The sequence below is a fragment of the Streptomyces macrolidinus genome, assembly GCF_023887685.1.
Taxonomy (GTDB): Bacteria; Actinomycetota; Actinomycetes; order Streptomycetales; family Streptomycetaceae; genus Streptomyces; species Streptomyces macrolidinus.
This window is the reverse complement of record NZ_JAMWMR010000003.1, coordinates 298,976-323,379: the sequence shown is the minus strand read 5'-3', so window position 1 is coordinate 323,379 and position 24,404 is coordinate 298,976. Positions and strand designations below refer to the sequence as shown.

Below are 24,404 nucleotides of genomic sequence, written 5' to 3'. Positions count from 1 at the left end.
GCAGCCTACGGAATCCCGCGGCGACTCCGTACCGGCCCCGAGACCGTCAGCCGCCCGGTCGTACCGTCAGATCGTTGACCTCCGCGTCCCTCGGCAGGTCCAGGCACATCACGATCGTCGTCGCCACCGACTCGGGGTCGATCCACTGCGCGGGGTCGTACGGCTTGCCCTCCTGCTGGTGCACCTTGACCTGCATCGGGCTCGCCGTACGGCCCGGGTAGACCGAGGTGACCCGCACGCCGTTGCCGCGCTCCTCGGCGCGCAGGGAGTCCGCGAGGGCCTTCAGCCCGTGCTTGGAGGCGGCGTACGCGGACCAGGACGCGTGGGCGTTCAGACCGGCGCCCGAGTTGACGAACAGCACCTGGCCGCGTGCGGTGCGGAGCTGGGGCAGGAAGTGGCGGGTCAGCTCGGCGGGGGCGATCAGGTTGACGTCGAGCTGGTGGCGCCAGGCCTTCGGGGTCAGCTCGCCGACCTGGCCGAGGTCGACCACGCCCGCGATGTGCAGGAGCGAGTCCACCCGGTCCGGCAGGGTCTGGTGCGAGAACGCCCAGGACAGCCGGTCCGGCTCCGCGAGGTCGCCGACCAGGGTCCGCGCCCCGGGGAACTCGGCCGCCAGCTCCTTGGCCCGCCCCGCGTCACGCGCGTGCAGGACGAGCTCGTCCCCGCGCGCGTGCAGACGGCGGGCCACGGCCGCGCCGATGCCGGAGCCCGCTCCGGTGATCACATGTGTAGCCATGCCCGCCATGCTCGCACCTGGGGGCTACCGCGCTCCGAGCGACTCCTCCAGATACGCGAGCGCCCCCGCCGGGTCCTTGGCGAAGTGCGCCAGCTCGGACAGCGGGCGCGTCAGGAAGCCTTCCTCCTCCATCCGCCGGAACTGCTCCTTCAGGCCGTCGTAGAAGCCCGCGGTGTTCAGCAGGACCACCGGCTTGTCGGTGTGCCCGTGCTTCTTCAGCTCCAGGATCTCGGTCGCCTCGTCGAGCGTCCCGGTCCCGCCGACCATGACCACCACCGCGTCGGCCTTGGCCAGGAGCAGCCGCTTGCGCTCGGCGAGGTCCTTGGTGATCACCATCTCGTCGGCGCCCTTGCGGGCCTTGTCGGCCAGGAACTCGACGGACACGCCCAGCAGCTTGCCGCCCGCCTCCTGCACGCCGTCGGCGACCACCTTCATCAGACCGGTGTCGGATCCGCCCCACACAAGAGCGTGCCCGCCCTTGCCGAGCAGTTCGGCGAATTCACGGGCGGGGCGGGTGTAGCGGTCGGCGAGGTCGGCGGCGGAGAGAAAGACACAGATATTCACGAGGGACACCGTACGCGGGAAGAAGCCGGGGCCCGCGGGCGCTTCACCGGTATGACCGAAGGACACACCATCACCATCGAGCGGGGCGACCAGCACGTGCGCGTGGTGCACGGCGGACAGGTCCTCGCGGAGACCGACCGGCCCGTCGTCCTGCGCGAGACCGGGTGCCCTCCGCGGTACTACATCCCGGCCGAGGACGTACGCCTCGATCTGCTGACCCCGTCCGACACGCACACCGTGTGCCCCTTCAAGGGCACCGCGTCGTACTGGTCCCTGCCGGACGCGGCCGACATCGTCTGGGCGTATCCGTCTCCGAAGCCCGATGTCGCCCCGATCAAGGACCACTTCTGCTTCTACGAGGCGGAGGTGTCGTCAGCGGACGGGTGACCGGTCGGCCCGGCCTGCCGCGGCAGGCCGGGCCGGAGCGTCAGACCTGGGCGCCTTCGGCCATGTGACCCACCGCCGGTCCCGTCGGCCGGGTCCGCTGCGCGTGCGAGGGCAGCGGGACCATACCGGCGACCGGGTCGTGGCGGATGCGGTCGGCGGGCAGGCCGAGACCGGCCAGTCGCCACACGGCCGCGGTGACCATCGCGGGCGGGCCGCTGACGTAGGCGATGTGCTGGGAGAAGTCCCCGTGCCGGGCGATCGCCTCGGCCACCGAGCCGTCCGGGGACGCCCCCGGGCCGTCGCTGATCACCGGGACGACCCGCAGCCAGGGGCAGCGGTTCTCCAGCCGGGACAGGGCCTGTGCGTCGTACAGGTCCTCGGAGGTACGGGCGCCGAGGAAGAGATGGGCCCTGCGGCCCGGCGCGCGCCGCTGGGACAGGTCCTCAAGGAGCGCCCGGCCGGTGGCCCAGCCGGTGCCGCCCGCCACGATGAGCACGTCCCGCCCCTGGTCGTCGTCCAGGGTCGCCGTGCCCTGCGGCGGACCGAGGCGCAGGGTGTCACCGACGCGGGTGTGCAGGGTCATGGCGTCGCTCACGCCGCCCGGACCGGTGCGGCGGATGTGGAACTCCAGCTCGCCGTCCGGTGCGGGGACGGTGGCGAACGTGTACGGGCGCCAGGTGTGCGGCAGCAGCGGGGACTCGATGGTCGCGTACTGGCCGGGCTGGTACGGGTAGGGCTCGGCGGTGCGGACGCGGATCACCGCGAGGTCGGGGCGGCGGAGCTGATGGGACGTCACCGTGCCGTGCCAGGCGGGGGGTTCGGCCAGTGCGCGCTTCGAGCCCGCGACCATGCCCGCGGCGGCGAACCGCACCATGCGCAGCCAGGCCTGCTCCACCTCCTGGTCGACACGACCGCCGGACATGCGGTACATCGCCTCGGAGAGCGCGACCTCGAACACCTGGAAGTGCACGGGCTGGACGCCGAGTTTGCGGTGGTCGCGGCCCAACTGCGTGCAGAACGTGGTGATTTCCTCGGGCTTGTGCAGATGCTCGATCAGGAACCAGAACGCCCGCTCCAGGTGCGCCTTCTGGAACTCCATCGATTCCGGGAACAACTGCCGCAGATACGGGTGCCGTTCGAACATGGCGTCGTAGAGGTGGGCGATGAGTTCACTGAACGGGGTGACCGCGGCCAGGTTCTGGACGATGAGTTCCTGGTCGGCGGCGCCGTCGTAGGCGTCGTAGGTAGGAGACTTCGTCTTCTCCACGGCGCGGGACGGGGCGAGCATCTGGTCACGCAGGCGCATCGCGTCCCGACGCGCGAGCAGGGCGTGGTACTCGTCGCCCTTCCTGCTGTCCCTCGTCCTGGAGTTGCCGTTGTCCATGATCGTGCTCTCCTCACGGCCGCACCGCCCCGGGATCTCGTCCGCGGCAGTCATCAGCGGTTCTTCCTCGCGGACACGCCGCACACGTCGCCGTCCCGGAAGGCCGTGGCCGTGGCGCGGGCGGGAGAGGCTGGGCGGGGCATGACGCGACTTTCCTATCTGCGGGTATAGGCACCGCCCGCGCCCACGCCGAACCGCCGCTGGCGGGCGGCGACGACGGTGAGTGGTGGGCAGAGGCGGCGGCATCCCCCGGCGGGCAGCCGAGGGGCGCGCTGCTATTACATCCCCGAGATGGATCTTGAGGACCCGGCCGAAGAGCCCTTTCACCAGGCAAAAGGTCCTGATGATCAAGGACTTTCGGCCCTGGCGCCAGATGATCTTCTGGGCTAGCCAGGGCTACGCCGACGCGTCGGCGCGCGCGCTCGTCACTGACGGAAGCGTCCTTCGCGGGGGCCACCGGAGATGTCCGGGCCGCTCCGCCCCGCGCCTGGATGCCCGAAGATCGCACAGTTCCCGACCAAGGGCAAGACCCGAGCGGGACCGGCGAGTTACCGGGAGGTGAACATTCGGAACGCGCCGGGACGACGAAGGCGGGCGCGTCGGCGTCCCGCCTGGCGACGGACGCAAGGGGAGCGCGACAGCGCCGCAGACTGCTGCGGAGCCGGTGGGGACCGGAGAAGGACCGGTGCGGACCGGTGAGGTTCGGAGAAGGCCGGTTCGGCCCGGAGAGGACCGATGAGGTGCAGGAGAAGGCCGGTTCGGCCCGGAGAGGACGGGACGGACTGGTGGAGACCGGTAAGGACCAGGGCCGAGCAGTGCGGGCGGACCGGGGCAAGCGGGCGCGGGCCGCGTCCGTCCGCCTGTCAGGCCGAGGTGGCTGTCGCGGGAGTCCTGTGGCCCTGCCGGTCCGTACCAGAGAAGGACTCGGTGCGGGCCGGGGAGGACCCGTTCGGACCAGACAGGCCGGTGAGGGCTGGTACGTCCGGGGACGAGCGGTGCCGACCAGTGCGTACCGGGGACGAGCCTGCGGACCGGGGCGAGCGGGCGTGGGGCGCGTCCGCAGCCTGGGCGGTCCGATCGGGCCGTCGTCGTCCTCGGTCGCCCGCTTGCCGCGCTCGGCGCCCGCCGCCTTCGGGGCTGCGCCCGCGCAGCCCCGCACCGCCACCCGCGCCGACGCGTCCGCCTCGACCTCCCGGAAGGCGTCGGCGAGTGCGGCGGCGGTCGGACACGGCCGACTGGTGCCGTGTCAGGTGCCGACTTGGCTGGGGGTCAGGCCGAAGTGGAGTCCTTCGTGCGGACCGTGGTCGCGATCGTCGCCGAGCCGACCACCCGCGTGTCGTCGTACAGGACGATCGCCTGGCCGGGGGCCACGCCGCGGACCGGTGCGGTGAAGCGCACGTGGAGTTCGCCGTCGACCACCTCCGCGGTCACCTCCGTCTCGCCGCCGTGGGCGCGGAGTTGGGCCGTGTAGGTGCCGGGGCCGGTCGGGGGCGCCCCGCACCAGCGGGGCTTGATCGCGGTCAGCGCGCTGACGTCCAGGGAGGACGCCGGGCCGACCGTCACCGTGTTGTCGACCGGGGAGATGTCGAGGACGTAGCGCGGCTTGCCGTCGGGCGCGGGCGTGCCGATCCGGAGGCCCTTGCGCTGGCCGATCGTGTAGCCGTACGCCCCCTCGTGCGTGCCGAGGCGGGCACCCGACTCGTCGACGATGTCGCCCTCCGCCTTGCCGAGCCGCTGGGCGAGGAAGCCCTGGGTGTCGCCGTCGGCGATGAAGCAGATGTCGTGCGAGTCGGGCTTCTTGGCGACCGCGAGGCCCCGGCGCTCGGCCTCCGCGCGGATCTCGTCCTTGGTGGTGAGCGTGTCGCCGAGCGGGAACAGCGCGTGCGCGAGCTGCTTCTCGTCCAGTACACCGAGGACGTACGACTGGTCCTTGGCCATGTCGGAGGCGCGGTGCAGCTCGCGGGTGCCGTCGGCGAGCGTGACGATCTTGGCGTAGTGGCCGGTGCAGACCGCGTCGAAGCCGAGGGCGAGGGCCTTGTCGAGCAGCGCCGCGAACTTGATCTTCTCGTTGCAGCGCAGGCAGGGGTTCGGGGTGCGCCCGGCCTCGTACTCGGCGATGAAGTCCTCCACCACGTCCTCGCGGAACCGCTCGGCGAGATCCCACACGTAGAAGGGGATGCCGATGACGTCCGCGGCGCGGCGGGCGTCGCGCGAGTCCTCGATGGTGCAACAGCCGCGCGCGCCCGTACGGAAGGACTGCGGATTCGCGGAGAGCGCGAGATGGACTCCGGTGACGTCGTGACCGGCTTCGGCGGCACGGGCGGCGGCGACGGCGGAGTCGACCCCGCCGGACATGGCGGCGAGGACGCGAAGGGGGCGCTGCGGGGTGTCAGTCATAGCCCTTCCAGGGTACGGGGAGCCGCCGCGGGGCCGGGACCGGTCGCGACAGGCCTCAGGTCAGTCCCGCGCTCCGCGCCCGCTCCACGGCGGGGCCGATGGCCTTGGCGACCGCTTCGACGTCGGCCCGCGTGGAGGTGTGGCCGAGGGAGAAGCGGAGGGTGCCGCGGGCGAGGTCGGGGGCGGCGCCGGTGGCGAGGAGGACATGGCTCGGCTGGGCCACCCCTGCGGTGCAGGCGGAGCCCGTGGAGCACTCGATGCCCTGCGCGTCCAGCAGCAGGAGCAGGGAGTCGCCCTCGCAGCCGGGGAAGGTGAAGTGGGCGTTGGCCGGGAGCCGGTCCCGCGGATCGCCGCCGAGGATCGCGTCCGGTACGGCGGTACGGACCGCGTCGATCAGTTCGTCGCGCAGGGCGCCGATCTCGCGGGCGAACCACGCGCGCTGCTCGGTGGCGAGCCGTCCGGCGACCGCGAAGGAGGCGATGGCCGGAACGTCGAGGGTGCCGGAGCGCACATGCCGTTCCTGGCCGCCGCCGTGCAGCACCGGGACGGGGCTGTACGCGCGGCCGAGCAGCAGCGCGCCGATGCCGTACGGGCCGCCGATCTTGTGCCCGGAGACCGTCATCGCGGCGAGCCCCGAGGCCTCGAAGGCGACCGGGACCTGACCGACGGCCTGCACCGCGTCGGCGTGCAGCGGGATGCCGAACTCGGCTGCCACGTCGGCCAGTTCACGGATCGGCATGACCGTACCGATCTCGTTGTTGGCCCACATCACCGTGGCGAGGGCGACGTCGTCGGGGTTGCGGGCGATGGCCTCGCGCAGCGCCTCGGGGCGGACGCGGCCGTAGGCGTCGACGGGCAGGTACTCGACCGTGGCGCCCTCGTGTTCGCCGAGCCAGTCGACGGCGTCGAGGACCGCGTGGTGTTCGACGGGGCTGGCGAGGACGCGGGTACGGGCGGGGTCGGCGGCGCGGCGCGACCAGTACAGGCCCTTCACGGCGAGGTTGTCGGCCTCGGTGCCGCCGGAGGTGAAGACGACCTCGCTGGGCCGCGCGCCGAGCGCTTCGGCGAGGGCCTCGCGGGCCTCCTCGACCGTACGTCGGGCACGGCGGCCCGACGCGTGCAGCGAGGAGGCGTTGCCGGTGACGCCGAGTTGCGCGGTGAGCACCTGCGCCGCCTCGGGAAGCATCGGGGTGGTCGCTGCGTGGTCGAGGTATGCCATGGTGAGGCCGATTCTACGGGCCCTGCCTCGGCGGCCTCAGCCCGACTGCGGGACGTTGGCCTAGAAGCTCCAGGACACCGTGTGGTTGACCTGCATGAGGGTCACCAGGACGACCAGATCCGCGACGCCCAGCCCCAGCCCCAGCAGGGCCCGCCCCCGACGCGTGGTACCGCGCCACAGCGCGACGGCGGCCAGGACGATGGCGAAGGGCCCCAGGAAGAGGTTCATGACGAGCAGCCCGAGCAGCCCCAGCACGAAGGAAGCGACGGCCATACCGTCGGCATCGGCCGCCTTCGTCCGGCGGATCGGCGCGGCGGTGTCCTTGGCAGGTGTGAGGGTGAGATGCATGACGTGGTCAACTCCCGACGATGCGTGGGGCGTACGACAGATCAATGGTCACGAAGGTCGATGGTCACGAAGGTCGATGATCACGAAGGACCGGTGGTCGAGGGCGATGATCACGAAAGACCGTGGCCACGAAGGACCGGTGACCACGAAGGACCGGTGGTCACGAATCGGATCGAACGGTCCGGCGTCCGTGGCGTTCGCGGACCGCGAAGGCCACGAGCCATACGCCGATGACCGCCGCGACCGCGAGGGAGATGGTGGGTGGCGCCTGGGCCACGGTGCCGAGCACGGTGCCCAGGAGCAGGAGTGCGGCGACAAGGAACAGCATGGACGAAATCCCCCTCCGAGATGCCCGTCATGACGGTTCGGTGAACGCCTGTGGTTACAGTTGTTCACTGACTCCTGAGTCTAACGCCGCATGCCGTCGCTTTCCAATTTCGGAGAACGGTTGTTAACTGCAGGCATGAGTCACCCCCTCGGCGTCCGGCAGGCCCAGAAGCAGAAGACCCGGCAGGCGTTCCTGGACGCCGCCTTGGTCCTGCTGGAGGAGCAGAGCCTGAGCAGCCTGGGTCTGCGGGAGGTCACCCGTGCGGTCGGCGTCGCCCCGACCGCCTTCTACCGGCACTTCCCCTCGATCGCCGACCTCGGCGTCGAACTGGTCAAGGAGGCCCTCGACAGCCTCCACCCGCTGATCGGCTCCACGGCCTCCGCGGAAGGCGACCGGGCCGAACGCTGCGCGCGCGCCGTCGACTTGATCGCCGGCCATGTGGAGGCGTACCCCGCGCACGTACGGTTCATCGCGCGCGAGTGGCACGGCGGCGTCCAGCCCGTACGGGAGGCGATCCGGCGCCAACTGGCCCGGTTCGCCGAGGAGGTGAAGGTCGCGCTGGCCCAGCACCCCGAGTCCGAGGGGTGGAGCGACGAGGATCTGCTGATGCTGGCCGGTCTCTACGTCGACCAGATGCTGATGACGGCCTCCCAGTTCCTGGTGGCCCTGGAGTCCTCCCCCGAGGAGCGGGACCGGGTGGTCCGGGTGACGACCCAGCGGCTCCTGCTGATCGACATCGGCCGCGACCACTGGAACGACTGACGGACACCGACGCCCCAACACCCGTGGGCGGCACGCTCGTTCACCGAGCACACCGCCCACAGATCATCCGTGCGTGACGGTCAGGCCAGCCTGGCCCGCGCCAACTGGCGGGACTGGGCGACCAGGCGGTCTGCGCTGTCCCAGACCTCGGCGTCCTCCTCCAGGAAGCCATGGGCGAGGTTGCGCGTGGTGATCGACACCCGCAGCGGGCCCGGCGCCGGACGGCAGCGCACATGCACGGTCAGCTCGACCGTGGGCACCCAGCCGGACAGCCCGAGTTCGAAGGCGGTGGGCGGCAGCGCGTCCACCGCGAGCAGCAGCGAGAGCGGGTCCGCGTCACGGCCGTCGGCGAGCCCGAACCAGGCCCTCATCTCGCCCTTCCCGGACGGCTTCCCGAGCACCCAGCCCAGCGTGGCGGGGTCGAGCTTGAGCATCAGCCGGTCGGTGATGGCCGAGCTGCCGGGGATCGGCGTCGGCGCGTCCCCGGGGCCGAAGCACTGCTCCAGGGGCGGGAGGACGGGCGGCTTCGCGCTCGTCCGGACGTCGTCGGGCAGGGAGTCCAGCTCACCGTAGGAGGCGAGCACGCGGATGCGCTCGACCTCGCGGCCCTCCTCGTCGTACTGGAAGAGGGACGCCTGGCCGGTGGAGAGCGTACGGCCGGTGCGTACGACGTCCGTACGGATCACCGCGGGGCCCGGCTGGGACGCGGTGAGGTAGTGCGCGGAGATCGTGAACGGGTCGGAGTGCGGCAGCGCCTCCCCGAGCGCACGGCCCAGCACGGCCAGCAGATAGCCGCCGTTCACCGCGTTGATGATCGTCCACCCGGCCGAGAGATCGATGCCGTAGACGCCGGGTTCGCGGAGGGTGACCGCGGTGTCGCGGTCGAACTCGCTGTCGCCGATCGTGGCGCGCGCGGCCTGTGCGGTCTCTTCGAACATGCCCGAACAGTACAACAGGAAATTACCAAGCAGTAGCTTTGGCCGGACAGCGCCCCTTCTCCACCCGGCCCCGCCCATCCTCCGGCCCGCCGCGCACCCGGATTCCCGGTGCCTCGGGTGCGCATTCGGCAATGTCTCGGTAAGTGTCCGTATACGACCGCGACCGAGAGCCCCGGGATCCCCTCTCAGCAGATGACCGCTCGATCCGTCCGTGCACAGGAAGCGCTCACGCCGATGAGCCTCACCGGGACACCCTTCCTCTTCACCTCGATCGCCCTCACGACCGTCGCCCTGGTCCTGCCGCTGTTGCTGTGGTCCCGGGTGCGCGGCCCGGTGCTCGTACGCCATGCCGTCCGCGTCCTGATGCTGCTGTTCGCCCAGCTCACCGCGGTGACCCTGGTCTTCGTGCTGGTGAACGACGCCAACGACCTCTACGACAACTGGGCCGATCTGCTGGGCACGGGCAACCATGTGCAGCAGGCCGCCGACCTCGGCAAGGACGGCACCGGTGGGATCCCCACCCAGGCCCTGCCGAAGGTGCGCCAGACCTTCACCCGCGCCGACGGGCCGAGCATGCACGCGGCGGGTGGGGTGCGCGTCACCCAGCTCGACGGCCGGGTCTCGGGCGTCGACGCGGAGGTCTACGTCTGGCTGCCGCCGCAGTACGACGACCCCGCCTACCGGGCCACCAAGTTCCCGGTCGTGGAGCTGCTGTCGGGCTATCCGGGCTCGGCGAAGGCGTGGTTCGGGTCCCTCAAGGTGCATCAGCAGCTGCTGCCGCTGATGCGCAGCGGGCAGGTGGCGCCGTTCATCCTGGTGGCGCCGCGCACCAACCTCATCGCCAAGGTCGACACGGGGTGCGCGAACATCCCGGGCACCGTGAACGCCGACAGTTGGCTCAGCATCGATGTGCCGAGGATGGTGACGGACAACTTCCGCGCCCGGTCCGCGCCGGACGGCTGGGCGGTCGCGGGCTACTCGGCGGGGGCGCACTGCGCGGCGAAGCTCGTGGTCGCCCACCCCGACCGCTACCGGGCCGCGATCAGCCTGTCCGGCTACAACGACCCGATCGGCGAACCCGGTTCACTCGCCGCGCGCGACCTCGGGCTGCGGCGGCAGAACAACCCCTACGTCCTACTGAAGGGCTACCGCACCCCGCCCCGGATCTCGCTCTACGCCTCCGGCGCGTACGACGACGGCTACCGGGCGGGCGCGGCGCTGGCGCGGATCGCCAAGCCGCCGACGGTGGTGCGCGCGGTGCTGATCCCGCGCAGCGCGGGCGGCCACACCATGGCCGTGTGGCGACCGCAGATCCCCACGGCCTTCGGCTGGCTCACCCGGCAGATGACGGGTCGGGCGACAGCAGGTCCTCCTCCGCCACCCGGGAACGCCGGTTCCAGGCCCGCGGCGCTCGCCAGTGGTAGTGCATCGCGAGCAGGCGCAGTACGAAGGCCGTGACGGCCGCGAGCCCGGAGGTGAGCGGGGTCAGCACCTCGTAGCGGATGCAGAGCGCGACCATCGCGGCGCCGACGATCGCGGGCACCGCGTACAGGTCGCGGTCCCAGCGCAGCAGCGAGGGCACCTCGTTGGCGAGTATGTCGCGCAGCACACCGCCACCGACGGCGGTCGCCATGCCCAGGACGGCGGACGCGGTGAGGCCCAGCCCGTAGTCGTACGCCTTGGTCGTACCGGTGACGCAGAACAGACCGAGACCGGCGGCGTCGAAGGCGTTGACGGCGCCCTGGGTGCGCTCCACCTCGGGGTGGAGGAAGAAGACCAGGACGGTGGCGAGCAGCGGGGCCAGGAAGTAGCCGAGGTCCGCGAAGGCGGCCGGGGTGGCGCCGATGACCAGATCGCGGAACAGTCCGCCGCCCAGCGCGGTGACTTCGGCGAGCACGGCTATGCCGAAGACGTCGAAGTTCTTGCGCACGGCCAGCAGCGCGCCGGATATCGCGAAGACGAAGATGCCGACGATGTCGAGCGTGTGCTGGACGGAGGGACTGAACAATTGCTGGAGCACCCTTACATTCTCACCTACCACAGGGTGTGCACCTTGCAAAGCAAGGCGAGGTGATCGAATGCCCGGGATTACACAGTGGGGATTCCCGTAGGGATACCAGTGGGGATTCCCGTGGGGAGCAAACGAAGGAGGCCGCCGCGGTCAGCGACGGCCTCTTTCGGGAGTCGGAACGCCGGTTCAGGACTCGGAAGAGTCGGTCGAGCCGGAAGGCTCAGAGGCCTCGGAGGACTCGGAGGACTCAGCAGTCTCGGACGACTCGGTGGTCTCCTCCGACGCGGCCGACTTCTTCTCGGACTTCGCAGACTTCGCAGACCCCTCGGACTTCTCGGACTTCTCGGCCGCGGCAGGCTTCGCCTCGGACGCGGCAGGCTTCTCGCCCGTGGCGTCCGCCTCGGGCGCGGCTTCCGCCGACGCCTCCGCCTCCGCCTCGACCTGGGCCGCGACCGCCGCCGACGTCTCCGCCGACTGCGCCAGGACCTCGTCCGCCACGAGCTCGGCCGCTTCCTTCGCGGCCGACAGCAGCACCGTGTCCTGCGGCGCCTGGTCCTCGAAGTTCTCCGGGTGGTGACAGGCGACCCGCTGGCCCGGCTTCAGCTCCTTGAGCTGCGGCTCGGTCGTCCGGCAGATCTCCGTCGCCTTCCAGCACCGGGTGTGGAAGCGGCAGCCGCTCGGCGGGGCGATCGGCGAGGGGACGTCGCCCTTGAGCAGGATGCGCTCGCTCTTGGCGTTCTTCCGCTTCGGGTCCGGGATCGGCACCGCCGACATCAACGCCTTGGTGTACGGGTGCATCGGCGTCTTGTACAGGGCGTCGCGGTCGGCCAGCTCCATGATCTTGCCGAGGTACATCACCGCGATCCGGTCCGAGACGTGCCGGACGACCGAGAGGTCGTGCGCGATGATCACGTACGTCAGGCCCAGCTCGTCCTGGAGGTCGTCCAGGAGGTTGACGACCTGCGCCTGGATCGACACGTCGAGCGCGGAGACCGGCTCGTCGGCCACGACCAGCTTCGGCTTGAGCGCGAGCGCGCGGGCGATGCCGATGCGCTGACGCTGGCCGCCGGAGAACTCGTGCGGATAGCGGTTGTAGTGCTCGGGGTTGAGGCCCACGACCGACAGCAGCCGCTGGACCTCCTTCTTGATCCCGCCCTCGGGCGTGACGCCCTGGAGCCGGAAGGGGGCGCCGATGATCGTGCCGATGGTGTGGCGCGGGTTCAGCGACGAGTACGGGTCCTGGAAGATCATCTGCACATCGCGGCGCAGCGGACGCATGCCGCCGACACCGAGGTGCGTGATGTCCTTGCCCTCGAACTCCACCGTGCCGGCGGTCGGTTCGAGCAGCCGGGTGATCAGCCGGCCCATGGTCGACTTGCCGCAGCCGGACTCACCGACGACGCCGAGGGTCTCACCGGCCCTGACCTCGAAGTCGATGCCGTCGACGGCGCGCACCGCGCCGACCTGCCGCTGCAGCATCCCCTTCTTGATCGGGAAGTGCTTCTGGAGGCCGGTCACCTTCAGCAGGACCTCGCCCGGGGCGGTGTCTCCGGTGCCGGTGGCACCGTCGCTCTGCGCGGGAATGGTCACGTTGTCCTCGCTCACAGCTTCGGCGCAATCTCTTCGGCCCAGATCCGCTGCCGCTCCTCCTGCGACATGTGGCAGGCGGCCCAGTGCCGGCCGCCGACCTCGGTCAGCTCGGGGCGGACCGTCCGGGTGATGTTGTCCTTGGGGATGTCGGCGTACGGGCAGCGCGGGTTGAAGGCGCAGCCGGACGGGATGTTGATCAGCGAGGGCGGCGACCCCTTGACCGGGATCAGCCGTTCCTGCTGGTCGCGGTCCAGCCGCGGCATCGAGCCGAGCAGACCCCAGGTGTAGGGGTGGCGGGGCTCGTAGAACACCTTCTCGGCCGGACCCCGCTCCACACAGCGTCCGCCGTACATCACCAGGATGTCGTCGGCCAGTTCGGCAACGACGCCCAGGTCGTGGGTGATGACGATGACCGCGGAGCCGAACTCCTTCTGCAGATCCCGGATCAGGTCGAGGATCTGCGCCTGGACGGTGACGTCGAGGGCGGTGGTCGGCTCGTCCGCGATCAGCAGTTCGGGGTTGTTGACGAGCGACATCGCGATCATCGCGCGCTGGCGCATGCCGCCGGAGAACTCGTGCGGGTAGCTGTCCACCCGCTTGTCCGGCTGCGGGATGCCCACCCGGTCGAGCATCTCGACCGCCCGCTTGCGCGCGGTCTTCTTGTCGACGTCGTGGTGGATGCGGTACGCCTCCACGATCTGGGCGCCGATCGTGTAGTACGGGTGCAGCGCGGACAGCGGATCCTGGAAGATCATCGCCATCTCGCGGCCACGCATCTTGCGGACCTGCTCGGGGTCGGCCGAGAGCAGCTCCGTGCCCTTCAGCCAGATCTCGCCCGAGATCCGCGCCTTGCGCTTGCCGTACTGACCGGCGGTGTGCAGACCCATGATGCCGAGCGAGGTGACCGACTTGCCGGAGCCCGACTCGCCCACGATGCCGAGGGTCTTGCCCTTCTCGAGCTGGAAGCTGAGCCCGTCGACGGACTTGACCAGGCCGTCGTCGGTCGGGAAGTGCACCTTCAGGTCGCGTACTTCGAGGAAGCTGGTGGAAGCGGGCGAGGCGGCGGTGGGCTCGCCCATGGCGGCCTCGCTCTTGCTGGGTTCGGTCATGCGAGCCTCACTCGGGGGTCGATCACGGCGTACAGGATGTCCACCACGAGGTTGGCGATGAGCACGGCGAGGGACGTGATCAGGGTGACACCCAGGATGAAGGGGAGATCCTGGTTCTTGATGGCGTCGAGCACCTTCTGGCCCAGGCCGGGCAGGTTGAAGGTGGTCTCGGTCAGGATCGCGCCACCGATCAGCGCACCGAGGTCCATGCCGAGCATCGTGAGGATGGGCGTCATCGTGGAGCGCATGGCGTGCTTGCGGATGACGACCTGCTCGCGCAGGCCCTTGGCGCGGGCGGTGCGGATGTAGTCCTCGCCGAGGATCTCCATCATGGTGGCGCGGGTGATCCGCGCGTACATCGCCGCGTAGAGGAAGGCCAGGGTGATCCAGGGCAGGATCATGCCGCCGAGCCAGCCGCTGAAGCTGTGGCTGATCGGCACGAACTGGCCGTCGAGCAAGTCCAGTTTGAAGCTGACGACCGTCAGCGCGAGCATGCCGGTGAAGTAGATGGGGAGCGAGACACCGCTGAGGGCGACGAGCATCGCACCGCGGTCCCACAGGCTGCCCCGCTTGAGGGCGGAGAGCACACCCGCCGCGACACCGAAGACCAGCCACAGGACGGCCGCGCCGAGCGCGAGACCCAGGGTCACCGGGAAGCGGTCGGTCAGCACCGGCCAGACGGCCTGCTCGCTGCGGAAGGAGTAGCCGAAGCACGGCGCGGCGCAGTGCGTGACATCGCCACCGCCCGAGTAGGTGCGGCCGACGAAGATGCCCTTGAAGAACTCCCAGGCCTGGGAGTAGACCGGGTCGGCCAGGCCGAGCTTCTGTCGCACCGCCTCGACGGAGGCCGGGTCGGCCTGCTTGCCCACGAAGCTCGTGGCGATGTCGACGCCCGCCCACTTGGGGATGAGGAAGAAGATGCCGAAGACCACCAGGATGATGACCACGAGCATCACTGCGGCGGCGAACAGCCGCCTGATGAGATAAGCGAGCACAGCTTACGGCCCGCTGCGGACCGCGGACCGCCGGAGATCTTCCGGCGGTCCGCGGTCACGCCGCGCCGGCCTTCACCTGCCTTTCGTGCCGTACGGCGGGTGTGCCGGGGTTACTTCTTCAGACCCAGGTTGACGAAGTCGTACATAGCGTTGTACGCGTTGGTCGAGTACACGTTCGCCAGCCGACTCGAGCGCCACTGAACGAAGCGTTCGAAGACGAAGGGCAGGTAGTAACCGCCCTCCGTGACCTTGTGGTTGATCTGCTGGGCGACCTCGGCCTGCTGCGCCTCGCTCGTGGCCTTGGTGTAGTCGTCGAACAGCTTGTCGATCGACTTGTCCTTGATCAGAGCGTAGTTGTTGTTACCGCTGTCGAGGATGTACTTGCTGTTCCACAGCGGCAGACCGTAGCCCTGGACGGACGGGAAGTCCGGGCCCCAGCCCATGATGATGATGCCGTAGCCCTTCTTCTTCACGTTGGAGGGGCTGCCGATGGTGCCGGGGGTCTGCGAGCCGTCGTACTGGTCGATCTGGGCCTTGATGCCGACCTTCTTCAGCGACGCCTGGAGCGACTGGGCGGTGGCCACCTCGACCGGCTTGTTGTTACGGACCGCGATGGTGGTCTCGAACCCGTCCGGCTTGCCGCAGGCCTTCAGCTCTTCCTTGGCCTTGGCGACGTTGCCGTTCTTGTTCTCGGTGGCGAGCTTGTACGGGTCGTACTTCTGGCCCTCGGAGCCCGGAACGGACGGCGGCAGCATGTTGGTTCCGATGTCACCACCGGCGACCGGGCCACCGCGCGCGGTCTGGAGGGACACGTGGTCCGCGCCGTAGATGGCGGCCTTACGGCAGTGGATGTTGTCGAACGGCTTCACGCTCTGCGGGAAGACCGCGTAGCGGATGTAGCCGGAGACCGGGTTGTCCAGGTTGGCCTTGTGCTGCTTGAGGGCCACGGTGCGGCCCTGCGGCGACAGACCGGTCTGGTTGAGGTCCAGGTCGTAGTCGCCCGCGATCAGGCGCTGGTCCATGTCGTTGGCGTTGGTGAAGTACTTGACGCTGATCTTGTCCGGGTACGCCTTGCGGACGGGGTCCGAGGACACCTTCCAGTTGTTGTTCCGGACCAGGACGAGCGACTTGCCCGGCTCGTACGTCTGGAACTTGTACGGACCCGAGGAGAACGGGTGCAGGCCGTACTTCGACTTGGTGTCCATGTCCTGGCGGACCGGGGACGCCGAGGGGAGCCCGATCATCTGCAGGAAGTCCGAGTTGGCCTCGGGCAGGTGGAAGACGACCGTCTTGTCGTCGGGCGTCTCGATCGCGTCGAGGCCCAGGTGCTCCTTGTCGGAGTCCTTGTACGGGCCCTTGTACTTGCCCTTGGGGTCGAGCACGTCCCGGAGGTAGACCGGACCGCCGGAGAGGACGTCCTGGGCCCACTGGCGCTCGATGCCGTACTTGACGTCCTTGGAGGTGATCGGCTTGCCGTCCTCCCAGGTGATCCCGTCACGCAGGGTGAACGTGTACGTCTTCTTGTCGGCCGAGACCTTGCCCATGTCGGTGGCGAGGTCGGGCTGGAGGGTGGCGCCCTCCTGGCCCGGCACCGTCTTGTAGGTCACGAGCTGACGGCTGTAGTAGCGCATGAAGTTCCACGCCATGCCGTAGTAACCACGCGTGGTGTCCCACGAGTCGGCGTCCTGCGCCGTCGCGAACTTCAGCTCGCCGCCCTTCTTGGCCAGCGAGGCCTGGGCGACCTTGTTGTTGGCTGCGTCGAAGCCGGCCGCGCCGCTCTTCGAACCGCCGCCGTCGCTGTCGTCGCCTCCGCCGCACGCCGCGGTGGTCAGCAGCGCGGCGACCACTGCGGCAGCGGCCGCAGCCTGCTTACGCCGCCCTGAGGTGCGTTGGGTAGTCACGATCTCGGATCCTCCGGATTGATGAGAGACCCCGTGCACATGTGCCACGGGTCGCTGGAAATACAGCAGTTCAGCGGGAGCCCTTGGGGTCCAGCGCGTCGCGCACGCCATCACCGAAGAGGTTGAAGGCAAGCACGGTGACGAAGATCGCTACGCCCGGGACCACCATGTACATGGGGTCCGCCTCGTAGTAATCCATCGCGGTCGAAAGCATCTGTCCCCAGGAGGACGTCGGCGGCTTGACGCCCACGCCCAGGAAGCTGAGCGCGGCCTCGGTGAGGATGTTGGTGGGGATCATCATCGTCGTGTACACGATGATGGGCGCCACGAGGTTGGGCAGCAGTTCCTTGAAGAGGATGTAGAACCGCCCGGCGCCGAGCGAGCGGGCGGCCTCGACGTACTCGCGTTCCCGCAGCGAGAGCGTCTGGCCGCGCACCACGCGCCCGATGTAGGGCCAGCCGAAGAAGCCGATGACCAGGATCATCACGAAGACGCGTACGCCCGTGCCCTGCAGGCCGAGCAGTTGGTTCGGCATGACGGTGACCAGCGCGATGATGAACAGCAGCTGGGGGAAGGCGAGCAGGCCGTCCATGACGCGGCTGATGACCGCGTCCACCCAGCCGCCGAAGAAGCCGGCGAGGATGCCGAGGATCGTGCCCAGGACGATGGCGACCACGGCGGACAGGAAGCCCACGAGCAGGGAGATCTGCGCGCCGTAGACGATGCGGGCGAAGATGTCGCGGCCGTTGACCGGCTCGACGCCCAGCAGGTGCTCACCGCTGATGCCGCCCATCGAGCCCTTGGGCGTACCGAACAGCGGGTCGATCAGGTTCTCGTGGTAGGCGTCCGGGTCCTGCCCGACGAGGCTCGTGATCACCGGCGCGAGCAGCGCGACCAGGATGAGGACGAGCACGAGCACGCCACCGGTGAGGGCGAGCTTGTCCCGCTTGAGGCGCTCCCAGGCGATCCGTCCCAGGGAACGTCCCTGGACGGCCTTCGCCGCGGTACCGGCTTCGGCCGCTTCCTCGGCAGCACTAGGGGCCGCTTCCGCAGCCGGTTCGTGCAATGGTGCCGTCATCTGGCAGGGCCCCTCTCAACCGGCGGTGACCGGCACGCACTTGCCGCTCGTAGCGGCATGAATCGATCCGTCGTACACAGGGGCGAGCCCCTATGAAGGGGGAGTCTTCAACGGGGTGGCGACGAACGGCCAGGCTTGACCGTGAATGGATGCCTAAACGTGATGCAGGTTGAGGGGTTCCGTTATCCGGACACGGGGTAACGCGGGTCGGACGCACGCCAATTGGGGCACACCCGGCGAGTCATGGACCTTTGGGCGCTATCTACGCGCGCAGAAGGCGGATGGGTGATCCGCCTTCACAGAAGGGGAGTTGGCGCCGCGTCAGCGGGAGACAGTCAGTGAGCTGCGGTCGGCAGGTCAGTACGCGCCGCGTACCGGCGGATAGCCGTAGCCGCCCGCCGCCGGGGCCGGTGTCGGGGCGGCGTGGGCCTCGCGGTCGTAGAAGGGGCGGGCGTGGGCGCGCAGCCACATCGCGATCGGGTCGTACGCGTCGGACATGACGACCGTCGAGACGGGCAGCCCCTCGGGGGCGGCGCCGATGGACTGCTGCATCATCGCGCGCACCGAGTCGACGGCGGGCGGCGACGCGTCGTACACGTCCAGGCCGATGGCGAGATACGGGGTGCCGAGCGTGGGCTGCACCCAGGCGCGGCGCAGCGAGCGCACGGCGTGCGTCCGGTGCGCGTTCTGCGTGAGGAGGGCGTAGAACTGCGGGATCTCGATGGCCGGTTCGGTGAGCCGCAGGGGTCCGGCGGGCTGGCGCTCCAGGCCCGTGGCGATACGGCGCAGATCCAGCCAGGGGATGCCGACGCCGCCGCCCGGCGCATGCGGGTTCAGCCACAGGCCGTAGTGGTCGGGGTAGAGCGTGCGCGCCACGTCGAGGCCATCGACGACCTCGTACGAGCGGTTCCAGCCGCTGGCGGAGAGTTCCTGGGCGGAGGTGACACAGGGCGCGTAGGAGTGGCCGCCGACCTCCATCGTGCCGTACTGGGCGTCGGGCGAGCCCGCCTGGCCGTGCCAGAGCAGCATCCAGATCTGGCCGGACGACGGGGTCGCGAGCGCGCGAAGGAGCGCCTCGTAGGCGTCGTAGCGCCCGGGTGTCACCTGGCGCAGCATGTGCTCGACCTGACCGGCCGCGGCCGTGCCCGACGCGCTCACCCGCTACCACCTCTTCATGACGAACCTGACAACCCCGGCACATCTCTCCGGCGCGAGGCGCACGGACTGTGGCCGAACCGCCCCGACCGGGCCATTCTCCCTTGCCGGGAGGCGATGCGCCCCATCGCGGTGCCGCCGTGGGCCCTAGGGCCTCTCGTTTGGGTCAGGCCGGGCTCGCGGGCCCTGGCACCGCACCTCGCCGCGTTGTCGTCGGTTGGCAGGACTCCGCCCTGCCGCCCTCCTCCGCCTTGCGATGCACGGCACCAGACCCCGCTCCCTGATCCGGCCTGACCCAAACGAAAGACCCTAGCCTCGTCGGGGACGTACGTCTCCCCCCGGCCCATGTAACCAGGTTACGGCCGTTGTCTGACAGTGACTTGACACGCGTCAACCACGCGCCCCGGCTCGCGCCGGGTGCGGGCGGACGTCAGTAGCCGTGCTGGTAGAACGGCCGCACCCGCTCGCGCAGCCACTCCCCCACCGGGTCCTGGGCCACGTCGAGGAAGACCACGTTCACGGCCATCGGCACGGGCACCTTGCCCAGCGCGCGGCCGAGCGCGTCCAGCGGGAGGCTGTGCGTCTCGGCCTCGGCGGAGGTGAGTTCGACGCCGATGAACATCACGGGGTCGTCGGTCTCGATCGCGGCCAGGCAGCGGCGCGCGGTGCGTACCACGCCGGTCGCGGCGAACTCGGCCGAGGCGGCGGCGAGGAAGTCCACCGGGTCGTCCTGCCAGTCGGGTTCGAAGAGGCGGACCCGGCCGCCGGTCACGGGCCCGTCCAGCGGGCCCTGCCCGGAGCGGCACAACTCGGCCACCGCCTCGGGCGGCAGCGGCACCCCGATCACGCCGTCGGGGTTGAGCACGATCCCCACCTGCGGGGGCAGTCCGCGGGCGAACTCGACGGCGGGCGCGACAGTGAACGAAACGTGGCTGCCGACGACTTGGCGGAACTGCTCCTCGGAGCTGAAGACGGGGACGTAGGCCTGGCCCTCGATCTCCAGCGTGGGCAGGTCGAGGGGGCCACTGTCGGGTCCGCCGCCGTTCGGCAGGGGCACCCAGACGAAGCCGCGGCCGAGGACCTCCACGATCCGGCCACCGGCCGAGGGGACGCCGAGGGAGGCGGAGAGCACCTCCTCCACCTCGTTGCCCGGCCATCCGCCGTGCGGATGGGGGTGCGCCTGTGCCGGGAAGTCCGCGGGAAGGTCCGCCGGGAAGTCCATCTGCTACCGCCTGCCGTAAACCACTGTTTCCGGTGAAAGAGGCTAACCGCTGCGGCCCGGCGCCCCACCGTCGTCGGGAGCATCGGAAACATCAGGGGTCGCTGTAGTGCCTGCAGTGCCTGCAGTGCCTGGAGCGTCCGAAGCATCAGGAGCGAAGTCGATGCGGCGCAGGACGTCCGCCGCCGCCCGGTCGAGCAGGACCGCCGAACCGCAGTCGCGCGGGAGGTCGCCGCGCTCGACGGCGTGCAGCAGACGGCGGTTGGCGCGGCGGTGGCGCAGGAACGCGTACCGGGAGACGCCGCGTCCGCGCGCGTGCTGGCCCGCCAGGGCCGTGTCCGGGGTGACGTCGAGCAGGAGCAGCCGGAGCGTGCCGCCCCGGCGGCGGGCCTCGCGGGCCAGCCAGCCGCGCACCCAGGCCTGGGTCCCGCAGTCGTGCACGACGACCGCGGCGCCGGTGCGTAACGCGCGGCGCAGCCCGGCGTAGTGGGCGAGGCGGACGAGCGGGCGGTAGAGCGCGTACGGCAGGAAGCGGGCCAGGCGCGCGTCCCAACGGTCGCGGGTGTCCTGGGAGTCGACGCGCGCGTCCGGTCGTACGGCGCGCCGCATGAGCGTGGACTTGCCGCTGCCGGGCAGTCCGGTGACCACGACGACGTCGCGGGCGGCGAAGGTCAGCCCGCGCGGGCTGCGGCCCGCCCGCGCGCGCAGGTCCCGGACCGGGGCCGCCCGCAGCGGCTCGTGGGCATCGCGGGCATCGCGGGCGGCTCCTGGCTGCGCGGGCGCCGTGACACCCGTGGTCGTCGCGTACGACATGACGGTCTTCACCGTGATCGTCCTCCCCTGGGGTCAGGAACGTCCCCGCCGAGCGTAAAGAGAAGGTAATGCACGATGCCTCGCGATTTCGTGCACGTACGGCCACGACCCGGTTACAGATGCGGCCCTGCCATGATCGTGCGGCGCGTGCGATGATGTGCGCGCCAACTGCATACCGGCCGCTTGAATCCGCGCGGGAGAGTTCCGGGTACGCATCCGCGTCCGGACGCCGAAGGAGCAAGTCCCTCCCTTGAATCTCTCAGGCCCCGATACCGCGCGGGCGAGGCACATCTGAAAAGCGAGCCGCCGGCCAGGGGCTCCACCCAAGGTGCAAGCCATGACGTACGCGACGTCCTCCGGGACGCCGCGTGACGCACGACCGTCATGGCGAACCTCTCAGGTCCCGATGACAGATGGGGAGGAACGACCTCGCCCTCCCCCACGCACGGCATGCGCTCGCGCGGGGGCCCACATCCCTGGGAGCAGCACCGATGAGCAGTAGCCCGCTGCGCCGTACCGCGCTCGATGCCCTGCATCGTTCGCTCGGCGCGACCATGACCGACTTCGCAGGCTGGGACATGCCGCTGCGGTACGGCTCCGAGCGCGACGAGCACGTCGCCGTCCGTACCAAGGCGGGCCTCTTCGACCTCTCCCACATGGGCGAGATCACCGTGACCGGCCCCCAGGCGGGGCGCCTTCTCGACTACGCCCTGGTCGGCGACCTCTCCTCGGTGGGGATCGGCCGGGCCCGCTACACGATGATCTGCCGGGAGGACGGCGGCATCCTCGACGACCTGATCGTGTACCGGCTGCGGGAGCAGGAGTACATGGTCGTCGCCAACGCCTCCAACGCCCAGGTGGTGCTGGACGCGCTGGTGGAGCGGTCCGCCGGGTTCGACGCCGAGGTGCGCGACGACCGGGACGCGTACGCGCTGCTCGCGATCCAGGGCCCCGAGTCCTCCGGCATCCTCACGTCCCTCACGGACGCCGACCTGGACGGTCTGAAGTACTACGCGGGTCTGCCGGGCACGGTCGCGGGCGTCCCCGCACTCATCGCGCGCACCGGGTACACCGGCGAGGACGGCTTCGAGCTGTTCGTGGCGCCGTCCGACGCCGAGAAGCTGTGGCAGGCGCTGACCGAGGCGGGCGCGTCCGCGGGCCTCGTCCCCTGCGGGCTGTCCTGCCGGGACACGCTGCGTCTGGAGGCGGGCATGCCGCTGTACGGGCATGAGCTGACCACGTCGCTGACGCCGTTCGACGCCGGGCTCGGCCGGGTCGTGAAGTTCGCCAAGGAGGGCGACTTCGTGGGCCGGGAGGCGCTGCGCGAGGCCGCGTCCCGGGCGGAGCAGAACCCGCCGCGCGTCCTGGTCGGTCTGGTCGCGCAGGGCCGGCGCGTGCCGCGGGCCGGGTACGCGGTCGTCGCCGGTGGCGAGGCGGTCGGCGAGGTCACCTCCGGCGCCCCCTCCCCCACGCTGGGCAAGCCGATCGCGATGGCCTACGTCGACGCCGCGCACGCGGCGCCGGGCACGCCGGGGGTCGGCGTGGACATCCGCGGCAACGACGAGCCGTACGAGGTCGTGGCGCTGCCGTTCTACCGGCGTCAGAAGTAGCGACGCCTTCGGTCGGACAGGCGGGCGGGCGCAGGGCCTGCCCCCTCACCCGGCGCCACCTGTGGTCCCCGTTCACCAGCACTCCCCCGCGTACAGGAGAATTCAGGCTATGAGCAACCCCCAGCAGCTTCGTTACAGCAAGGAGCACGAGTGGCTGTCGGCCGCCGTGGACGGCGTCTCGACGGTCGGCATCACGGAGCACGCGGCCAACGCGCTCGGCGATGTCGTCTTCGTGCAGCTCCCGGAGGTCGGTGACACGGTCACCGCGGGCGAGACCTGCGGCGAACTGGAGTCGACCAAGTCGGTCAGCGACCTGTACTGCCCGGTCACCGGCGAGGTCACCGAGATCAACCAGGACGTGGTGGACGACCCGGCCCTGGTGAACTCCGCCCCGTTCGAGGGCGGTTGGCTGTTCAAGGTCCGTGTCGCCGAGGAGCCGGCCGATCTGCTCTCCGCCGACGAGTACGACGCCCACATCGCCGGCTGAGGAGTCGCAGGACCTATGTCGTCTCTGAACACGCCCCTGCACGAGCTCGACCCGGACGTCGCCGCCGCCATCGACGCCGAGCTGAGCCGTCAGCAGTCCACCCTCGAGATGATCGCCTCGGAGAACTTCGCTCCGGTCGCGGTCATGGAGGCCCAGGGCTCGGTCCTCACCAACAAGTACGCCGAGGGCTACCCGGGCCGCCGCTACTACGGCGGCTGTGAGCACGTCGACGTCACCGAGCAGATCGCGATCGACCGGGTCAAGGAGCTGTTCGGCGCCGAGTACGCCAATGTGCAGCCCCACTCGGGCGCCTCCGCCAACCAGGCCGCGCTGTTCGCCCTGGCCAAGCCCGGCGACACGATCCTCGGCCTGGACCTGGCGCACGGCGGCCATCTGACGCACGGGATGCGGCTCAACTTCTCCGGCAAGCAGTTCAACGTGGTCGCGTACCACGTGGACGAGGCCGGTCTGGTCGACATGGCCGAGGTCGAGCGCCTGGCCAAGGAGCACCGCCCGAAGGTGATCATCGCGGGCTGGTCGGCGTACCCGCGGCAGCTCGACTTCGCCGCGTTCCGCCGGATCGCGGACGAGGTCGAGGCCGCCCTGTGGGTCGACATGGCGCACTTCGCGGGCCTGGTCGCGGCCGGTCTCCACCCGAACCCGGTGCCGTACGCGGACGTGGTGACCTCCACCACCCACAAGACGCTGGGCGGTCCGCGCGGTGGCATCATCCTGGCGCGCAAGGACTTCGCCAAGAAGCTCAACTCGTCCGTCTTCCCGGGCTTCCAGGGCGGCCCCCTGGAGCATGTGATCGCGGCCAAGGCGGTGTCCTTCAAGGTCGCCGCCTCGGAGGCGTTCAAGGAGCGCCAGCGGCGTACCCTCGAAGGCGCGAAGATCCTCGCCGAGCGGCTGACGGCACCGGACGCCCGCGAGGCCGGGGTGAACGTCCTCTCCGGCGGCACGGACGTGCATCTCGTCCTGGTCGACCTGCGCGACTCCGAGCTGGACGGGCAGCAGGCCGAGGACCGTCTCCACGAGGTCGGCATCACCGTCAACCGCAACGCGGTCCCGAACGACCCGCGTCCGCCGATGGTGACGTCGGGCCTGCGGATCGGTACGCCCGCCCTCGCGACCCGCGGTTTCACGGCCGAGGACTTCACCGAGGTCGCGGACGTCATCGCCGAGGCGCTGAAGCCGTCGTACGACGCCGAGGCGCTGAAGGCCCGGGTCAAGGCCCTGGCCGACAAGCACCCGCTGTACCCGGGCGCGACCAAGTAGTTCCCCGGGGCGCCGCGCGTACGTAAGTCCCGTCCGTACGTACGCGCGGCACCCCCGCACCACCTTCGTAGTGAGCGGTGCCCCCGCACACCCCG

22 protein-coding genes, 1 pseudogene and 2 riboswitches are annotated in these 24,404 nt (G+C 70.3%); of the genes and pseudogenes, 6 read left to right on the top strand and 17 right to left on the bottom strand.

Features of this window, described 5'->3' with window-relative positions; translation table 11 throughout:
- Positions 1–46 precede the first annotated feature (46 nt).
- Together NGF19_RS05515 and NGF19_RS05510 are read right to left on the bottom strand one after the other, a co-directional pair.
- Complete coding sequence (locus NGF19_RS05515) at positions 47–745, bottom strand: SDR family oxidoreductase (RefSeq protein ID WP_252422561.1); 699 nt, start codon at positions 743–745, stop codon at positions 47–49.
- Between the two features lie 15 nt (positions 746–760).
- Positions 761–1,300, bottom strand: a complete 540-nt coding sequence (locus NGF19_RS05510) for an LOG family protein (protein WP_252422559.1) — start codon at positions 1,298–1,300, stop codon at positions 761–763.
- 51 nt (positions 1,301–1,351) lie between these two features.
- Here NGF19_RS05510 and NGF19_RS05505 point away from each other — a divergent pair, with 51 nt between their 5' ends.
- Positions 1,352–1,687 carry a DUF427 domain-containing protein gene (locus NGF19_RS05505; RefSeq protein ID WP_252422557.1) on the top strand — a complete coding sequence of 112 codons (336 nt, stop codon included), beginning with the start codon at positions 1,352–1,354 and terminating at the stop codon, positions 1,685–1,687.
- A gap of 40 nt (positions 1,688–1,727) precedes the next feature.
- Here the strand turns inward: NGF19_RS05505 and NGF19_RS05500 are convergent, their stop codons facing one another.
- The 5 genes from NGF19_RS05500 to NGF19_RS05475 all read right to left on the bottom strand — a co-directional run bounded on the left by NGF19_RS05500 (position 1,728) and on the right by NGF19_RS05475 (position 7,363).
- Positions 1,728–3,125, bottom strand: coding sequence for a globin domain-containing protein (locus tag NGF19_RS05500; RefSeq protein ID WP_252422555.1), 1,398 nt, complete (start codon positions 3,123–3,125; stop codon positions 1,728–1,730).
- Between the two features lie 1,215 nt (positions 3,126–4,340).
- Positions 4,341–5,468: a tRNA 2-thiouridine(34) synthase MnmA gene (gene mnmA / locus NGF19_RS05490; RefSeq protein ID WP_252422554.1), complete on the bottom strand. Its 1,128-nt coding sequence runs from the start codon at positions 5,466–5,468 to the stop codon at positions 4,341–4,343.
- Between the two features lie 55 nt (positions 5,469–5,523).
- Positions 5,524–6,687: a cysteine desulfurase family protein gene (locus tag NGF19_RS05485; protein WP_252422553.1), complete on the bottom strand. Its 1,164-nt coding sequence runs from the start codon at positions 6,685–6,687 to the stop codon at positions 5,524–5,526.
- Between the two features lie 60 nt (positions 6,688–6,747).
- Positions 6,748–7,035, bottom strand: a complete 288-nt coding sequence (locus NGF19_RS05480; RefSeq protein ID WP_372505579.1) for a DUF4190 domain-containing protein — start codon at positions 7,033–7,035, stop codon at positions 6,748–6,750.
- A 160-nt stretch (positions 7,036–7,195) separates the two neighbouring features.
- Positions 7,196–7,363 (bottom strand): hypothetical protein, encoded by a 168-nt coding sequence (locus NGF19_RS05475; protein WP_252422552.1) that lies wholly within the window; start codon positions 7,361–7,363, stop codon positions 7,196–7,198.
- Between the two features lie 135 nt (positions 7,364–7,498).
- Between NGF19_RS05475 and NGF19_RS05470 the strand changes: the two genes are divergently transcribed.
- Positions 7,499–8,125, top strand: coding sequence for a TetR family transcriptional regulator (locus tag NGF19_RS05470; RefSeq protein WP_252422551.1), 627 nt, complete (start codon positions 7,499–7,501; stop codon positions 8,123–8,125).
- Between the two features lie 80 nt (positions 8,126–8,205).
- On the opposite strand, the gene NGF19_RS05465 is transcribed toward NGF19_RS05470, so the two are convergent.
- The gene (locus NGF19_RS05465) at positions 8,206–9,063 is read right to left on the bottom strand and encodes a thioesterase family protein (RefSeq protein WP_252422550.1); all 858 of its coding nucleotides are present in this window, start codon (positions 9,061–9,063) and stop codon (positions 8,206–8,208) included.
- Positions 9,064–9,255: 192 nt separating this feature from the next.
- Here NGF19_RS05465 and NGF19_RS05460 point away from each other — a divergent pair.
- Positions 9,256–10,128 (top strand): annotated as a pseudogene (locus tag NGF19_RS05460) (alpha/beta hydrolase); the annotation flags it as partial.
- 268 nt (positions 10,129–10,396) lie between these two features.
- On the opposite strand, the gene NGF19_RS05455 reads toward NGF19_RS05460, so the two are convergent.
- From NGF19_RS05455 to NGF19_RS05415, 9 genes are all read right to left on the bottom strand, one after another.
- Positions 10,397–11,083: a trimeric intracellular cation channel family protein gene (locus tag NGF19_RS05455; RefSeq protein WP_252422549.1), complete on the bottom strand. Its 687-nt coding sequence runs from the start codon at positions 11,081–11,083 to the stop codon at positions 10,397–10,399.
- A gap of 177 nt (positions 11,084–11,260) precedes the next feature.
- Positions 11,261–12,664, bottom strand: coding sequence for an ABC transporter ATP-binding protein (locus NGF19_RS05450; protein ID WP_252422548.1), 1,404 nt, complete (start codon positions 12,662–12,664; stop codon positions 11,261–11,263).
- Between the two features lie 11 nt (positions 12,665–12,675).
- A complete protein-coding gene (locus NGF19_RS05445) occupies positions 12,676–13,773 on the bottom strand; it encodes an ABC transporter ATP-binding protein (protein ID WP_252422547.1) in 1,098 nt (365 codons plus the stop codon).
- A complete protein-coding gene (locus NGF19_RS05440; protein WP_252422546.1) occupies positions 13,770–14,768 on the bottom strand; it encodes an ABC transporter permease in 999 nt (332 codons plus the stop codon). Before NGF19_RS05440 ends, NGF19_RS05445 begins: the two co-directional genes overlap by 4 nt.
- Before the next feature lie 110 nt (positions 14,769–14,878).
- Positions 14,879–16,669, bottom strand: coding sequence for an ABC transporter substrate-binding protein (locus NGF19_RS05435; protein ID WP_252422544.1), 1,791 nt, complete (start codon positions 16,667–16,669; stop codon positions 14,879–14,881).
- A 70-nt stretch (positions 16,670–16,739) separates the two neighbouring features.
- Positions 16,740–17,747 carry an ABC transporter permease gene (locus tag NGF19_RS05430; protein WP_252422542.1) on the bottom strand — a complete coding sequence of 336 codons (1,008 nt, stop codon included), beginning with the start codon at positions 17,745–17,747 and terminating at the stop codon, positions 16,740–16,742.
- 357 nt (positions 17,748–18,104) lie between these two features.
- On the bottom strand, positions 18,105–18,905 hold the full coding sequence (locus NGF19_RS05425; protein ID WP_252422541.1) for an enhanced serine sensitivity protein SseB C-terminal domain-containing protein: 801 nt from the start codon (positions 18,903–18,905) through the stop codon (positions 18,105–18,107).
- A gap of 427 nt (positions 18,906–19,332) precedes the next feature.
- Positions 19,333–20,124, bottom strand: a complete 792-nt coding sequence (locus NGF19_RS05420; RefSeq protein ID WP_252422540.1) for an enhanced serine sensitivity protein SseB — start codon at positions 20,122–20,124, stop codon at positions 19,333–19,335.
- Between the two features lie 42 nt (positions 20,125–20,166).
- Entirely contained in the window at positions 20,167–20,934 is a 768-nt protein-coding gene (locus NGF19_RS05415; protein WP_252422654.1) for an AAA family ATPase, read from the bottom strand.
- 184 nt (positions 20,935–21,118) lie between these two features.
- A riboswitch (glycine riboswitch) is annotated at positions 21,119–21,219 on the top strand.
- Positions 21,220–21,357: riboswitch (glycine riboswitch) on the top strand. It begins immediately after the preceding riboswitch.
- Between the two features lie 68 nt (positions 21,358–21,425).
- Between NGF19_RS05415 and gcvT the strand changes: the two genes are divergently transcribed.
- From gcvT to glyA, 3 genes are all read left to right on the top strand, one after another.
- Positions 21,426–22,544 (top strand): glycine cleavage system aminomethyltransferase GcvT, encoded by a 1,119-nt coding sequence (gene gcvT / locus NGF19_RS05410; protein ID WP_252422539.1) that lies wholly within the window; start codon positions 21,426–21,428, stop codon positions 22,542–22,544.
- Positions 22,545–22,653: 109 nt separating this feature from the next.
- Positions 22,654–23,031: a glycine cleavage system protein GcvH gene (gene gcvH / locus NGF19_RS05405; RefSeq protein WP_252422538.1), complete on the top strand. Its 378-nt coding sequence runs from the start codon at positions 22,654–22,656 to the stop codon at positions 23,029–23,031.
- A 15-nt stretch (positions 23,032–23,046) separates the two neighbouring features.
- A complete protein-coding gene (glyA, locus tag NGF19_RS05400) occupies positions 23,047–24,309 on the top strand; it encodes a serine hydroxymethyltransferase (protein ID WP_252422537.1) in 1,263 nt (420 codons plus the stop codon).
- The last annotated feature ends 95 nt before the right edge of the window (positions 24,310–24,404 follow it).